General features: G+C 57.8%; 13 protein-coding genes. 10 read left to right on the top strand and 3 right to left on the bottom strand.

Annotation, left to right across the window (positions count from 1 at the left end; all coding sequences use genetic code 11):
• The first annotated feature begins 25 nt into the window (after positions 1–25).
• The 8 genes from BSZ35_RS14865 to BSZ35_RS14900 all read left to right on the top strand — a co-directional run bounded on the left by BSZ35_RS14865 (position 26) and on the right by BSZ35_RS14900 (position 7,756).
• On the top strand, positions 26–1,288 hold the full coding sequence (locus tag BSZ35_RS14865) for a hypothetical protein (protein ID WP_105013175.1): 1,263 nt from the start codon (positions 26–28) through the stop codon (positions 1,286–1,288).
• A 150-nt stretch (positions 1,289–1,438) separates the two neighbouring features.
• Positions 1,439–2,230, top strand: a complete 792-nt coding sequence (locus BSZ35_RS14870) for a fibronectin type III domain-containing protein (RefSeq protein WP_105013176.1) — start codon at positions 1,439–1,441, stop codon at positions 2,228–2,230.
• Between the two features lie 32 nt (positions 2,231–2,262).
• Positions 2,263–3,114, top strand: coding sequence for an SCO family protein (locus BSZ35_RS14875; RefSeq protein WP_146110125.1), 852 nt, complete (start codon positions 2,263–2,265; stop codon positions 3,112–3,114).
• A gap of 65 nt (positions 3,115–3,179) precedes the next feature.
• Positions 3,180–4,163 carry a cytochrome c oxidase subunit II gene (coxB, locus tag BSZ35_RS14880; RefSeq protein ID WP_105013178.1) on the top strand — a complete coding sequence of 328 codons (984 nt, stop codon included), beginning with the start codon at positions 3,180–3,182 and terminating at the stop codon, positions 4,161–4,163.
• Positions 4,164–4,239: 76 nt separating this feature from the next.
• On the top strand, positions 4,240–5,967 hold the full coding sequence (gene ctaD, locus BSZ35_RS14885; protein ID WP_105013179.1) for a cytochrome c oxidase subunit I: 1,728 nt from the start codon (positions 4,240–4,242) through the stop codon (positions 5,965–5,967).
• Positions 5,968–6,068: 101 nt separating this feature from the next.
• Positions 6,069–6,776, top strand: a complete 708-nt coding sequence (locus BSZ35_RS14890; RefSeq protein WP_105013180.1) for a cytochrome c oxidase subunit 3 family protein — start codon at positions 6,069–6,071, stop codon at positions 6,774–6,776.
• Between the two features lie 89 nt (positions 6,777–6,865).
• Positions 6,866–7,324 (top strand): cytochrome C oxidase subunit IV family protein, encoded by a 459-nt coding sequence (locus tag BSZ35_RS14895; RefSeq protein WP_105013181.1) that lies wholly within the window; start codon positions 6,866–6,868, stop codon positions 7,322–7,324.
• Between the two features lie 129 nt (positions 7,325–7,453).
• Positions 7,454–7,756, top strand: coding sequence for a hypothetical protein (locus BSZ35_RS14900; RefSeq protein WP_105013182.1), 303 nt, complete (start codon positions 7,454–7,456; stop codon positions 7,754–7,756).
• 33 nt (positions 7,757–7,789) lie between these two features.
• Here BSZ35_RS14900 and BSZ35_RS14905 read toward each other — a convergent pair whose 3' ends face one another.
• Positions 7,790–8,398 (bottom strand): 5'-methylthioadenosine nucleosidase, encoded by a 609-nt coding sequence (locus BSZ35_RS14905; RefSeq protein WP_105013183.1) that lies wholly within the window; start codon positions 8,396–8,398, stop codon positions 7,790–7,792.
• A 91-nt stretch (positions 8,399–8,489) separates the two neighbouring features.
• Here BSZ35_RS14905 and metF point away from each other — a divergent pair, with 91 nt between their 5' ends.
• Positions 8,490–9,446, top strand: coding sequence for a methylenetetrahydrofolate reductase [NAD(P)H] (metF, locus tag BSZ35_RS14910; RefSeq protein ID WP_105013184.1), 957 nt, complete (start codon positions 8,490–8,492; stop codon positions 9,444–9,446).
• A gap of 92 nt (positions 9,447–9,538) precedes the next feature.
• Here the strand turns inward: metF and raiA are convergent, their stop codons facing one another.
• Together raiA and BSZ35_RS14920 are read right to left on the bottom strand one after the other, a co-directional pair.
• A complete protein-coding gene (gene raiA, locus BSZ35_RS14915) occupies positions 9,539–9,859 on the bottom strand; it encodes a ribosome-associated translation inhibitor RaiA (RefSeq protein WP_258096648.1) in 321 nt (106 codons plus the stop codon).
• A 241-nt stretch (positions 9,860–10,100) separates the two neighbouring features.
• A complete protein-coding gene (locus BSZ35_RS14920) occupies positions 10,101–10,769 on the bottom strand; it encodes a metal-dependent transcriptional regulator (protein WP_105013186.1) in 669 nt (222 codons plus the stop codon).
• A 935-nt stretch (positions 10,770–11,704) separates the two neighbouring features.
• Here BSZ35_RS14920 and BSZ35_RS14930 point away from each other — a divergent pair.
• Positions 11,705–14,398: a valine--tRNA ligase gene (locus tag BSZ35_RS14930; protein ID WP_258096651.1), complete on the top strand. Its 2,694-nt coding sequence runs from the start codon at positions 11,705–11,707 to the stop codon at positions 14,396–14,398.
• Positions 14,399–14,506 lie beyond the last annotated feature (108 nt).

A 14,506-nucleotide genomic window follows, 5' to 3' on the forward strand; every position in this document is an offset into this window, starting at 1 on the left:
TGGGTCCCGAAGAGCATTCCACGTCATGGCCGACTCTGTATCCTCAAACACGTCCTTGTCCTGGCTGATCGATCCGCTTGAGTCGACGCGCGACGCGGCGGAGGGCGCCTATCAGTTTGCCGGGGACCGGCGGGCCTGGCTCGTGCCCCTCATTCTGGGCTTTGCGCTCATTACGATTAGTGCGATGGGCGGATGGCAAAACCCGGACGACTTCTTCTTTGCGTACCTGGCGGGCTGGTCCTTCCTGCTGACAACGGCACTTGGGGGGCTGCTCTTTTTGATCTTTCATCACCTCACGAGGGCCTCTTGGAGCGTGGTGGTGAATCGGATCAACGAAACGCTGGTCTGGGCCTTTCCGCTATTGTTCGTGCTGGGACTGCCGTTACTGTTTGGCATGCACGACCTATATCACTGGACGCATCCGGAGCTTTATGATCCCAGCAGTTCCCACTACGACGAAATTCTGGCGGGCAAACGCGCATACCTAAACTTCCCGTTCTGGTGTGCACGGATGGTGGTGTACTTCCTGGCCTGGACGATTGTCTCTTATCGCCTCTATACCTTTTCCGTGCGCCAGGACGTGGATCCCGATCCCTCCATTCCGGCCAAGCTGCGGAGCACCAGTGCATGGGGGCTGCCCCTGACGGCAGTCACTCTCGCTTTTGCGAGCTACGACATCCTGATGTCGCTTGACCCGCACTGGTTTTCCACAATCTTTGGGGTATACTTCTTCTCGGGAGGAATTTTGAGCGCTGTCGCCGTGATTACCCTGGTGGCGCTGCTGCTGCAAAATTTGGGTGGGCAGCTGCAAAATACCATCACCCGCGAGCATTACCAGGACCTCGGCAAGTACATGTTTGGGTTCGTGGTCTTCTGGGCGTACATCGCCTTCAGCCAGTATATGCTCTACTGGTACGGCGGCATTCCGGAAGAGACCGTGTGGTTCCAGCATCGTTTGCAGAATGGATGGGGATGGCATAGCGCCTTCCTGCTTGGCTTCCACTTTGTGGTGCCGTTCCTGGTTCTGCTTCCCCGCGCCCCGAAGCGGAGCCACATGATCCTGTCGTTCATGTCCGTGTGGGTGCTCGTCATGCACTGGTTCGACATGCATTGGGTTGTGCTTCCGGTGCTCCGAGAGAGCGGCGGCTTTCACTGGCTCGACATTACCTGCTGGTTAGGACTGGCTGGGATCTTCGGGGGCATTCTCATGTATCGATTAAGTCGCCATCCACTAGTGCCGCAGAACCATCCGTTCCTTTCCGAGTCGCTCCATTTTGAGAATGCGTAGTTGGGGACTCTCCCGCAAGGATCTTTTTGCGCGAGGTTCGAGGCACAGGACTCAAAAATGGAACGATTCCGGTGATTTTCACCGCGTTTGACAACTCCCGTTGCCGTCTGCGCGTACGTTCTAACTGAATTTGACACAACGCGACTTTCCATGGCTGATGCAACTGCCCATAGCGATCCTCCGGCTCCGCCCGAGATCGTTGCGCCAACGGACGCAATAGCCGTAAACGGCCAAAAGGTGACGTTTGCCTGGGAGTCGTCCCGGGAGGCGGATCGGTATCGTCTTCAGATTGCCGAGACGGCCACGTTCGAGGAGTTGGTGCTTGACGAAGAAGTAGGGAACGAAACGGCCGTGACGGTGGGAAACCAGTTGCCGACGGACGGACAAACGTTCTTCTGGCGGGTCGTTGCCGGGTCCTATGCGGGATGGGGAGAGCCCTCGTCTATTGAAAGCTTTACTGCCTCGACCGAGGAAGAGGCCGAGCAGGATTTGTTGGCATCGTCGGACGCGGGTCCGGTAACGAAGCTCGCCCGGGCGGCCAAGCGGGAAGTGACACGACGGGTCTTTGAGTTTGAGGACCGCTTCGAGGAAGAAAAGGAGCGAGGGGTGGCGTACGAGGGAATTGCGGCGAGCCAGATTATGGCTATTGCACTGTCGATTCTCGTCGTCATCCTCGTCGCCGTCGTGGTGATCTTTGGCTGGTACGGACAAGTAGCACAGGAGACGAGGGCCGACGCGACCAGCACAGAGAACTACGAATTGCTTCAAGAGACCCGAACACAGCAGGAGGAGGTGCTCACGCAGTACGGCGTCGTGGACGAGGAGGAAGGAGTGTACCGCATTCCGATCGACCGGGCAATGGATGTCGTGGCAACAGAGGAGTACCAGCGATCGCAGGCTGAGAGCGGCGAGGTGGAGCCGATCTCCGAGGGCAGTGAGTAGCGGTGGGAGCTCCCATTCCATCCACCCGTAGTATGATGCATTCGACACGACATTGGAGCTGGGCCGCCCTACTCCTCGGCGTTGTTTTGGCGCTGGGGAGCATGGAGGTCCAGGCACAGCGCAGCAATCAGGAGCGTGACCAACTGAAGGGCGTGGGCATTGAGCGCCAGTTGGGCGACTCTGTGCCGACGGATCTCACGTTCCGCAATGAGTCAGGAGAGACGGTGACGCTGGGCCAGTACCTGGATGGCAAAACGCCGGTGATTCTCAATCTGGTCTACCATGATTGCCCGATGCTGTGTGGGCTCATGCTCGATGGCTTTACAAGCTCGTTGAAGTCGCTAGAGTGGACCCCGGGCGAAGAGTTTCGGGTGCTCACGGTGAGCTTCAATCATCGAGAGGGATCCGAGATGGCTCGCCAGAAGAAGGAAACGTACGTTGAGCGACTCGGTCGTCCCGACGCTGCCGAGGGATGGCATTTTCTTACGGGTGACAAGCAGACCATTCAGAAGCTCACGGACGCCGTTGGGTTCAACTTCCGATGGGTTGAGAAGAAGCAGGAGTACGCGCACCCGACCACTCAGATCTTTCTGAGCGGACGCGGCGTAGTGACGCGGTATATCTATGGAATTGAGGTTCCCGGAGGCGACGTGCGAAAGGCGCTCGTCGAAGCGTCGAACGGGGAGGTGGGGAATGCGATCGATCAGGCAGCAATGTACTGCTTCCAGTTCGATCCTGAGAAAAACACCTACACTGCCGACGCCTTCAATCTTATGAAGATCGGCAGTGTGTTTACGGTCCTCCTACTCGGTGGGCTTCTCTTTGTCTTTTGGCGTCGAGAGCATGAGGAGCTCGAACAGTGGGAAGAACCGACAGCGGCGTGATCTGAACCCCCGTTGGGGTTCTAACCGCTTCTTTTTTGCGCACTTTGAGACCACATTGATCCGACATGGGTGACTTTTGGCTACCAGAAGCCGCATCGTCTATCGCCCCGGAGGTGGATAGTCTATTCATCTTCGTGACGGTGGTAAGCCTGATCTTCCTGGTGGGAGTGACCGGGGCGATGCTGTATTTTGTGTACCGCTACCGTCGACAGCATCCGGGGGAGCGCCCCGCACCGGTTGAGGAAAGCCGGGCGCTGGAGATTTCCTGGATCGTCATCCCGACGATTCTAGTGCTTCTCGTCTTTAATTGGGGGTTTAAGAGCTACGTGAAGATGAACGTGACGCCCTCCGGCGCCTACGAAATTCAAGCGCGGGCCCAGCAGTGGAATTTCCTGTTTGAGTACCCGAATGGCGTGACCACCGACACGCTGGTAATCCCACGGGGGAAGGAGGTGAAAATGAAAATGAGTAGCACCGACGTCCTCCACGGGTTTTACATCCCTGCTTTTCGGGTGAAGTATGACATCCTGCCAAATCGGTACACGTCCGTCTGGTTTAAGGCAACGGAGCGGGGAGAGTATGACCTCTTCTGTACCGAATATTGTGGGCGGGACCACTCCGAGATGAACAAGGTCGTCCGGGTGGTGTCGCAGAAGGACTTTCAGGAGTGGCTGAAGAAGGCCGGGACGCCGAAAGACATCCCGCTGCCCAAACTGGGAGAACAGCTATATACCCAACGAGGATGTCAGTCCTGCCATAGCCTGGACGGCTCGCAGAAAGTGGGTCCCTCTTTCCAAGGACTCTACGGAACGGAGAACCATCAAATGACTGATGGATCAACGGTTACTGTTGATGAGAATTATCTCCGGGAGTCGATTCTGAAACCGGAGGCAAAAGTCGTGCAGGGATATAACAATCTGATGCCGGGGTCCTACTCCGGTCTTTCCGAGCGGCAGCTGTCGGGTCTGATCGAGTTTATCAAGGAGCAGAGTGATAAGGATCCCCCGTCGAGTGATGCCCAGCAAAGTGCGTCCGCCGCTGCGGACTGACGACGGGAAGGGCGCCTCCCCGTAAGGATTGCAGAGCATTAAACACCACTTTCCTCACATACGACACTGAGGAGCTATGAGCACAGACACCCACACCGCTACAGCGACCGAGGAGCATTCGGATGAGGACGTCAACTACCTGAATCATGAAACCGGTCTGTGGTCGTGGCTCTCGACGAAGGACCACAAGCGGATCGGTATTCTGTACTGCATCTCGCTTGCGGCCGTGTTTCTCGTCGCGGGAGTCCTTGCGATTCTCATGCGACTGGAACTCAGCGGGCCCGACGCCACCATCATGGAGAATGACACCTATAACCAGGTGTTTACGATGCACGGCATTATGATGGTGTTCTTGTTCCTAGTGCCATCGATTCCGGCCATTCTGGGCAACTTCGTCTTACCGATGCAGATCGGGGCGAAAGATGTGGCCTTCCCGAAACTGAACCTTGCCTCGTGGTACGTTTACATGGCGGGGGCCATCCTGACCGTAGCGGCAGTGTACTTTGGTGGGGTGGATACCGGATGGACGTTCTACACACCGTACTCGAAGGCCACGGGCGGGGGCGTCATGTGGATGACGTCGGCCATATTTGTGGCGGGCTTTGCGTCGATCTTTACGGGCATTAACTTCATCGTCACGATCCATAAGATGCGGGCACCGGGCATGACGTGGAATCGTCTGCCGCTCTTCGTGTGGGGGCTCTACGCCACCAGTATCGTACAGGTGCTCGCCACGCCGGTGATCGGCATCACGATGTTGCTGCTCATTCTGGAGCAGACGCTGCAGATCGGCATCTTTGATCCGGCCCTCGGGGGCGATCCGGTGCTCTTCCAGCACTTCTTCTGGTTCTACAGCCACCCGGCAGTGTACATCATGATTCTTCCGGCGTTTGGAATCATGTCCGAGCTCATTACGACGTTCTCGCGCTCACGGATCTTTGGCTACCGGGCCATTGCGCTTTCGTCGGTTGCGATCGCGATGCTCGGCTTCCTGGTGTGGGGCCACCACATGTTCGTGAGCGGTCAGTCGGTCGTGTCCTCGATTGTTTTCTCGCTCATCACGTACTTGATCGGTATCCCCTCGGGCATTAAGGTCTTCAACTGGGTCGCGACCCTGTACAAGGGATCGATCTGGCTACAGACGCCGATGCTCTACGCCCTGAGCTTCCTCTTCTTGTTCTCGATTGGTGGCTTTACGGGCATCATGGTCGGCGTGCTGGCCGTGGACGTGCACCTGCACGATACCTACTACATCGTGTCGCACTTCCACTACGTCATGATGGGGGGGTCGGTTGTGGCGCTCCTGGGCGGCATGCACTACTGGTGGCCGAAGATTACGGGGCGGCTCTACAACGAGACGCTCGGAAAGATCGCCGCTGGTCTCGTGTTTGTGGGCTTCAATCTCACGTTCTTTCCGCAGCTTGTGCTCGGGTCGCGGGGCATGCCTCGCCGCTACGCTACGTATCTGGAGCGGTTTACCGACCTGCATCAACTGTCCACCGTGGGATCCTGGGTGCTGGGCGCGGGGCTCTTCCTCGTTCTCGGGTACGCGCTCTGGTCCCTGGCCTACGGGGAGAAGGCTCCACAGAACCCCTGGGGTGCCGCAACGCTAGAATGGACCAACGTGGCGGCCATTCCTGATCCACACAACTTTAAGCGCACGCCGCTTATTACCCGCGGGCCGTACGACTTTCATCTGGCCGACGAGGTGTTCGGGGGCGGCGACGGTGAAGTGGACGGGCATGACATCCGGGTTCCCGAAGCGGTGCCGTCGGCCCCAGCCTCTGAAGAGCCGACTGCGTAATTTCCTGTTCTCGTGTCCTTTGAATTTCCTCTGCCGCTTGGGCCCGACGCACGAGCACGCGCGCTGGGCCTCCGGTAGACTCACGCGAGCCCTATTTGCTCATGGCTACTGAAACTGAGACGGCGCCGGCGCCTGCCACGACAGACGTCGACCACGATCACGACCATCCCGATCATTTGGAGCACCACTTCGTCTCGTCGGAGCAACAGTTCGACTCGGCGAAGTTGGGCATGTGGCTCTTTCTGATCACGGAGGTGCTGCTGTTTAGCGGCATGTTTGTGGCCTATGCCGTGTACCGGCAGTGGCACCCCGAGGCATTCGTGGAGGCCAGTTCCACGCTCAATGTCACCCTTGGAACCATCAACACGGTGGTTCTGCTCACCTCCTCCTTGACAGTTGCTCTGTCAATCCACTACATCCAGCTGGACAAGGTTAAAAAGTCCATTTACAGTCTCGTGGCGACCATTGGGCTGGCTGGGGGATTCATGGTGATCAAGTACTTCGAGTACATGTCCAAGTTTGAGCACGGGGCGTTTCCCGGGGGGCTCTTCGACCCGCACGGCGGTCACTACGAACATCTTGCCCAGGTGCCTTACGCACCTCAGTTCTTCAGCATCTACTTCGTGATGACAGGGATTCACGGCCTCCACGTTGTGATTGGGATGGCCGTGATCGGCTGGGTAGCGTTCCGGGCATGGCAGGGAGCGTTCAGCAGTGAGTACTACACGCCCATTGAGCTTACGGGGCTGTACTGGCACCTGGTAGATATCGTCTGGATTTTCCTCTTCCCGATGCTGTACCTCATCTAGTCGTAGGGCACTCAACCGCAGCAGTCGTCGTTGGGGATTTCCCAGGCCGGCATCACTCCGTTTTCCGAATTTCGACTTTCCGACGCTCCATGTCCGACGATCACCACGTACTTCCGAAAGACACGCTGTTCAAGGTCTTTGGCGGATTGATCGTCCTGACCGCCCTCACCGTTGGGGTTGCCTACGTGCCCCTCGGGCCGCTTGGCGTACCAGTTGCGATTGGCATTGCAGCGGCGAAGGCGACCCTGGTGGTGCTCTTCTTCATGGCTTTGAAGTACGATAATCCGGTCAATGCCCTAACATTCACCATCGGCATCATCATGGTGGTGGTCTTTATTACGTTCACGATGTTTGATACGGCCTTTCGGGGCGACTTGGGCAACGTGACGCCACAGACGGTACAAGAAATCGAGCGCGAGCAGGAAGCGGCCCAGCAGGAAATGGACCAGATAAATCCGGAGAATCTGCGCGTGGCACCGGCCGACTATCCCGACCAGCAGGGCGCAGGGGGCAATTCCGCCGAAGGTGGAGGGGACGAGAGCCAGTAGGCGCACCTATGAGAAGAGAGTCGTCCCTATTCTTTCACAGTCTTCCGGGTACGGTCCGAACAATGAAGGTTTTGTGTGGTTGATACACAAAACCGCTTCCACTTATCACAACAGTAACGAGCAGGGTCCATGTCTCCTCTCTTCTTCGTCATCATCGGGCCGGTGCTGGTGTTTCTGCTCGTCTGGGCCGCCGCGACCGCGTACCGCCTCTATTTTCCGGAACACCCCCTTCCCTTTGAGTTCGATCCCGTTGTGAAGCGGGAAGAAGCAACCTCGAACGGGAGGAGTGTCCCTGTAGGCGTCCGTGAAATTCGAGCCGACCAGCGTCGAGAACGACGGCAGGAAGACGTGACCATCTACAATTACGCATGGGGCGCCTCGGGGGGAGTGCCAGACTCCTGGCGGGAAGATCTTTGGAAACGGCGGAATTAGGTTCCAGTCTTCCGCTACGTTGTACCACCGGCGTCATTCTGTTGGGAGGTCTGCGGTGTCAATGGCTCCGCTCAGAAACGACGCAATGGTTTCGGAAGGGGCAGACGCGGGGCTTGTTTCTGCGTTGAGGGAGGAGTACACCACCTTGGCAACGTGGCAGGGGGTGCCGTGTTGGGCCGCTACGTAGGCGACAGCATAACTCGTGCTGTCACGCACATCAGCCAGGCGCGCCCAGTAGTTTAGAGAGTCGTCTTCCCCGTTCGGCGTGTGATCTTGACTCACCAGCGTGCCCTCTCTTTCTACATCGTAGGGACAGCTGAGAGGCATGCGGGGGTACGTGGGGGCGTCCAGTTCAACGCGATCTCCTTCAAGAACGAAGGAGGCCCCAACGACGGTGTCCACCGAAACGTCGGCACTGAGAGCCGTACATCGCCCTGTGTGAATCAGTGTATCGGGGTCATGTGATTGGAGGAGGCGCTCCGTGGCGAGCGTGGCTTTGATTTTTCCCGGCCCAGTGACGACAACCAGTAGATTGCCAAGTGGGAGGGGCGTGTCCTCTTCCAGCCGATCGGTGCGGCCGGCCGTGTGCTGCTGGAGGAAGGTCGTGGCGTCATCGGGGGTCGTGAAGACAATTCCAAGCATTGAACACCCGTGGTTGTGGAAGGTATGATAGGCGGTTATAGAAGACCGTCTCCGTAATCAAGCCAACGGCTCATTGAAAATCACGCATCGCATGAAGGTTACTGAGCACCTGGAGCGAGCGTCGGATACACTGATCTCCTACGAAATTATTCCGCCGAAGCGTGGAGGATCAGCAGAGCAAATGCTTGATGTGGTGGAGGAGTTAATGCCGTTTGATCCACCATTCATTGACGTGACGAGCCACTCGGCAGAGGTGTCGTACGAGCAAACCGATGACGGCACCTGGGAGCGTTGCATCGAGCGGAAACGGCCCGGGACTCTTGGGCTCTGCGCGGCCATTGAAGCGCGGTTCGACATCGACACGGTGCCGCACCTGTTGTGCCGAGGGTTTACCCGAGAAGAAACAGAGGATGCTCTCATTGAACTCAACTACCTGGGGATCGACAATGTCCTGGGCATTCGAGGGGACGAGACCGGGTTTAAGAAGCCGATTGACGGCGGTCGGTCGCGCAACGAGTATGCCGTGGATCTCGTCCGACAAATCGAAGATATGAATAACGGGCGGTATCTTGAAGACCTGAAAGATGCGGAGCCGACGGACTTCTGTATCGGCGTGGGGGGGTATCCGGAAACTCACTTCGAGGCGCCGAACCTGACGTGGGACATCATGCGCCTGAAACAAAAGGTGGAAGCGGGGGCCGACTACATCGTGACGCAGATGTTCTTTGATAACGATTACTTCTTTGAGTTTGTGGAGAAGTGCCGGGACGTGGGAATTGAGGTGCCCATCATTCCCGGGGTGAAGATTCTGAAGCGTAAGAGTCATCTGCGACTCCTCCCGAAGTATTTCCACACGGAGATTCCTGAAGAGTTGACTGCCGAGGTCGATGCGGCTGAGCCAGAGGACGTGGAGAAGATCGGGGTGGACTGGGCGATCCAGCAAACGGAAGAGTTGATGGAGGCCGGGGTGCCCTGTATCCACTTTTATATCATGTCTAGTGCCCAGACGGTGAAGAAAGTTGTGGAGCCTCTCCGCGAGACTGCGTAGAACCCCGATGGAATACAGAAAATGGGCTCAGTCCTGCTTGAAGGCAGGCTGAGCCCATTCGTGTGTAGACGGGATCGTTCCGTTTTGGCGGGTTATCGATGGGCGTCCTTGTCTTTGCTCCGGAGCTTCGATTTGTACTTCTCGAGCTGGCGCCGGAGATGGTCGACACAGAGATTAATGGCTTCCTGGTGGGTGCTGGCGCTGTCCTCAGCCGAGAGGCGCTTCTGGTACACGTCGATGTTGATCTCGGCCGTCTTCTCGGAGGCAGGGGAGTTGTCCTCTCCGAGAATGACGTGGGCACTGGTAATGCCGTCGTAAAACTGTTCGAGCTTTCCGGTTCGATCCTCGGCGTACTGGCGTACCCGATCGCTCACATCTACGTGACGGGTCGTGATCTGGGTCTGAAAAGCCATGAGCAGGTCCGGGTTGAATGAACAGAAGCGGTGAAACGCCCGCGAGATTGCGGGATGACTGGCATTCCGACCTGCGGAAGATGTTTCCTCAACGTTATTCCCCAGTGGAAGACGCGGGAACGGAAGGGAGGACAACATCCGATTGGAGAGGGCGGCGCCAACCTTCTCGAAACTAATATTCTGCGCCACTCGGCGTTGCTTGTAGCCCTCATGAACTCGACATCATAGCTCGGAGTTTGTGTTATGCAGAGGGAAGAGGCTCCACAACCACTTTTTGGGCCACCGGCTGGCCGATAAGTTGCTCAGTGCCATTCACCGCCACAACGAAGAGCCCGTCCAGAGGACGCGTTTCACGCATCTCCACAGAGGCACCGGGCAGCAAGCCTCGTTGCTCCAAGAGATCGAGTAGGTCCCCGTCTTCGTCGGCGATGTGGTCGATGGTTGCGGCGTCCTCCTCCTCTAGGTCGGCCAGCGAGCGGGTTGGTAGCTCGTCCATCGTTCCGTCCCGCGTCGGGATGGGATGGCCGTGTGGGTCTCGCGTCGGATTCCCCAGCATCTCTTCGATGCGAGACTCAAACCGCTCGGAGATATGGTGCTCCAGGATTTCTGCCTCCTCATGTATTTCGTCCCAGGAGAAGCCCATGACCTCCTTCAGGTACAGCTCTAGTAGCCGGTGATGCCGAATGACCTCCAGGGCTACCGTCCGACCGAGCTTCGTGAGCGTTGCACCCTCATAGGCCTCATACGTGAGAAACCCGAGATCGTCCAGGCGCTTGATCATGTTGGACGCAGAGGCGGGGGAGACTTCCATCGACTGGGCCACGTCTCCCGTCGAAACAGGAGGCGAGTCCTCCCGCTCCTCAAGTTTGTAGATGGCCTTGAGATAATCCTCAATCGAAGGGCTCCGCATTGGACGGCCGACAGGAAAGAAATAGAAATTTGGACGACCTCATACGAGGAGACACAGGCGGTGTTACACACCTGATACAACCGGGGGCATGAGGCAAGAGAACCGGTGGGCAAAATGCGAAGGCATCGACGAAGAGGCTCTCGTTCGGCGACGACGGATCTCGGCGGCGGCGCGTTCGGCCTGGCTTCGTATTCATCGACATGGAGTCGTCTGACGCTCGGCATTTGGAGGCGGGGAGGGGAGGGCCAGCCTACCGGTTTCAGACGGATCGGCAGGGAAAAAGGCTGATCGTAGGACCGTAGATATAGAATGAGACCAGCCGCAGAGCTGAAAAAGAACGTGAACAGGCCATGGACGATTGCAATCAGGCCGTGAAACGTGAGTCCAGCGGCCAGGAGCCAGGGCCGGTACTTTTCTTTCATGAAGAGGCCGGCGGCAAGGACCATTTCGAGGGCAATTGTGCCCCAGATGAGTGCGACTACCCCTACCGGATGCGTGACCAGCGGATGTATGGCGGGCGCCATCCAATCGGGAACCCCGAAGAAAGGATTTGACTCCACATAGCGAAAAAGAGCTGTTTGGCAAGCAGAGGGAATATATACTTTAATTTTTGTTATTGGTAAAACATCTGGTAAACAGAGAAGCAAAATCAAGTTGGGTCTTGTGTGATGCTGAACCCAACGTTATCGGTCAGAGAGGACTGATGGACGGGTGGGCTCACGTATTAGGCTCCGACGAAGAGACGCCAGTACGGGGCAGTCGACAGCACTGAAGTACGGAGGCTGGTGTCAATTTCAATAGAAATAAGACCGAGACGTCCGGCATCCTTCGACACGCCCCCCTACGTTATGTATTCGTAGTATCCCGACACTGCACGCGATGGCCCGTCGGCCGTCCGTGGTTGAGTACAGTTTCCCAGCGCAACCCCTTACATGATGCCTGACGCCACCCCTGCGCTTGCCTCGATGAGCAAGGCCTACGATCCGTCCGATATTGAGGAGAAGTGGTACGACTATTGGGAGGAGAACGGCTACTTCGAGGCCGATGCCGACAGCGACGCCGATTCGCATGTGATTATGATGCCGCCCCCGAACGTCACGGGACGGCTGCACATTGGGCACGCGCTGCAGGACTCCATTCAGGATGCCATCACCCGTATTCGCCGAATGCAGGGAGAGGAGACGCTGTGGATGCCGGGGCTCGATCACGCAGGCATTGCCACGCAAAATGCTGTGGAGGGCAAACTGCGCGAAGAGGAGGGCCAGACCCGCCACGATCTCGGGCGCGAGAATTTTGTAGAGCGGGTGTGGGACTGGAAAGAAGAGTACGGCGACATCATCCTCGACCAGAAACGGAAGCTGGGGGACTCCTGTGATTGGAGCCGCCAGCGCTTTACGATGGACGAGGGCTTTACACGGGCCGTGCAGGAGGTCTTCGTCCAGCTCTACGAGGAAGGTCTCATCTATCGGGGGGACTATCTGGTGAACTGGGATCCTGAAAATGAGACTGCCCTTTCCGACGAGGAGGTCGAAAACGAAGAGCGCCAGGGGCACCTCTGGCACGTCCGCTATCCCCTGAAGGACGCAGGCGAGGAGTACGTGACGATTGCGACGACGCGTCCGGAGACGATGCTGGGCGACACTGCCATTGCGGTGAGCCCGGACGACGAACGGTATCAGCATCTCGTGGGCAAGACAGCCATTCTGCCGCTGCTGAACCGCGAAATTCCGATCATTGCCGACGAGCGGATCGACAGCGAGTTTGGAACCGGTGCGCTCAAGGTCACGCCGGCCCACGACGAGACGGACTTCGAGATTGGGGAGGATCACGACCTCGAGAAGATCACCATCATGAGTCCGAAGGGGGCAATCAATGAGAACGGTGGACCCTACGAAGGACTCGATCGCTTCGAGGCACGCGACAAAATTGTAGCAGACCTGGAGGAGGAGGGCCTGCTGGTAGAGGTCGAGGACTATATGATGAGCGTGCCCATCTCTGAGCGGTCGGAGGCGGTGATTGAGCCGCTCATTTCGCGGCAGTGGTTCGTGGAAATGGAGCCGCTGGCGGAACCGGCGATTGAGGCGGTCCGCGAAGGGGAGATCGAGTTCTTTCCCGACCGCTGGGCAAATGAGTACTTCCGCTGGATGGAGAACATCCGCGACTGGTGCATCAGCCGTCAGCTGTGGTGGGGGCACCGGATTCCGGTCTGGTACTACACCGACGAGAACGGGGAGGCCGACCCCGATCAGGGCTACGTGGTGAGCATCGACCAGCCGGAGGAGGGCATGGTGCAGGAAACCGACGTGCTCGACACCTGGTTCTCGTCCTGGCTCTGGCCCTTCGCTACACTCGGCTGGCCGGAGGAGACCGACGACCTGGAGAAGTTTTATCCGACCGATGTTCTCGTGTCGGGCTACGACATTCTCTTTTTCTGGATCGCCCGCATGATCATGGCGGGCTACGAGTTTACGGGCGAGCCGCCGTTCAAGAACGTCTTCATCACCGGCATGGTGAAGGACGAGCAAGGCCGCTGGATGTCGAAGAGTCTCGGCAACGGCATCGATCCGCTGGAGATGGTGGATCAGTATGGGGCCGACGCCACGCGCTTCACGCTCACCCTTCTCTGTGCACAGGGGCAGGACATCAAGCTTGCCCCTTCGAAGTTTGAGATGGGCCGCAACTTTGCCAATAAGATCTGGAATGCCTTCAACGTCTTCGGGCAGTTTATGGAGACGGACGATGAAGGACAGCCTACAGCGTCGTATGAGCGTACGCGCTCGTTCGAGGAGCTGGAGCTGGTGGAGCAGTGGATGCTGCATCGCCTCAATACGGCGGTCGAGGACATCGACGACTCCCTCGACCGCTATCGCCTCAACGAGATTGCGGAGCGCGTCTACGACGTCTTCTGGCGCGACTACTGCGACTGGTACCTGGAGCTCATCAAGCCTCCCCACGGCGAGGAGATGAGCGAGGAGAAAATGGCCCTGGCCACGGAGATCTACGAGACGCTCCTCAAGCTTCTGCATCCCCTCATGCCGTTCATTACGGAGGAGTTGTGGTGGAAGGTGCGGCCGCGCGAGGAGGGAGAGGCTTGCATCGTGGCTGACTGGCCAGAGGCCGATGTAGCCCTCATGGACGAAGAGGCAGCCGAGAGCTTCGAGCTCATCCAGGAGATGATTTCTGGTATTCGTGGTATCAAGAGCGATTACGGCGTGGGACTGGGGCACGAGATTGATGCGACGGTGAGTGTGCCCGAGCGGGCTGATGAGTTGGTCAAGACGGTGCGCCAGTACGCCGACTACTTCGATAAGCTGGCCAGCGTCACGAATTTGACCGTCGAACCGGGGGCGGAGAAGCCGAAGGCCAGCGCCTCGGTGGTTGTGGGACGCTGTGAGGTGTTCGTTCCGCTGGCTGGCATGATCGACCTCGAACAGGAGCGGGAACGGCTCCGAAAGGAGATCGACGAAAAGGAAGACTTCCTCGAAAGCGTCGAAAAGAAGCTTAACAATCCGCAGTTCGTAAACAAAGCCCCCGACGAGGTAGTGGACCGGGAGCGTCAGAAGAAGGAGGACGCAACCGCCGAACTGAAACGTCTACGGAGCAATCTGGAAGATCTCCAAGAGGTGTAAGCGAGGCCCTGTCGGCCAAGAACAGGCCTCCGGGGGCAGAACCGACGTGTATTCGCCAGGCGGGGATTGTCTCGGGCTACGTGCGGACTCTGCTTCGCTCCACAACAC

Source organism: Salinibacter sp. 10B (assembly GCF_002954405.1).
GTDB lineage: Bacteria > Bacteroidota > Rhodothermia > Rhodothermales > Salinibacteraceae > Salinibacter.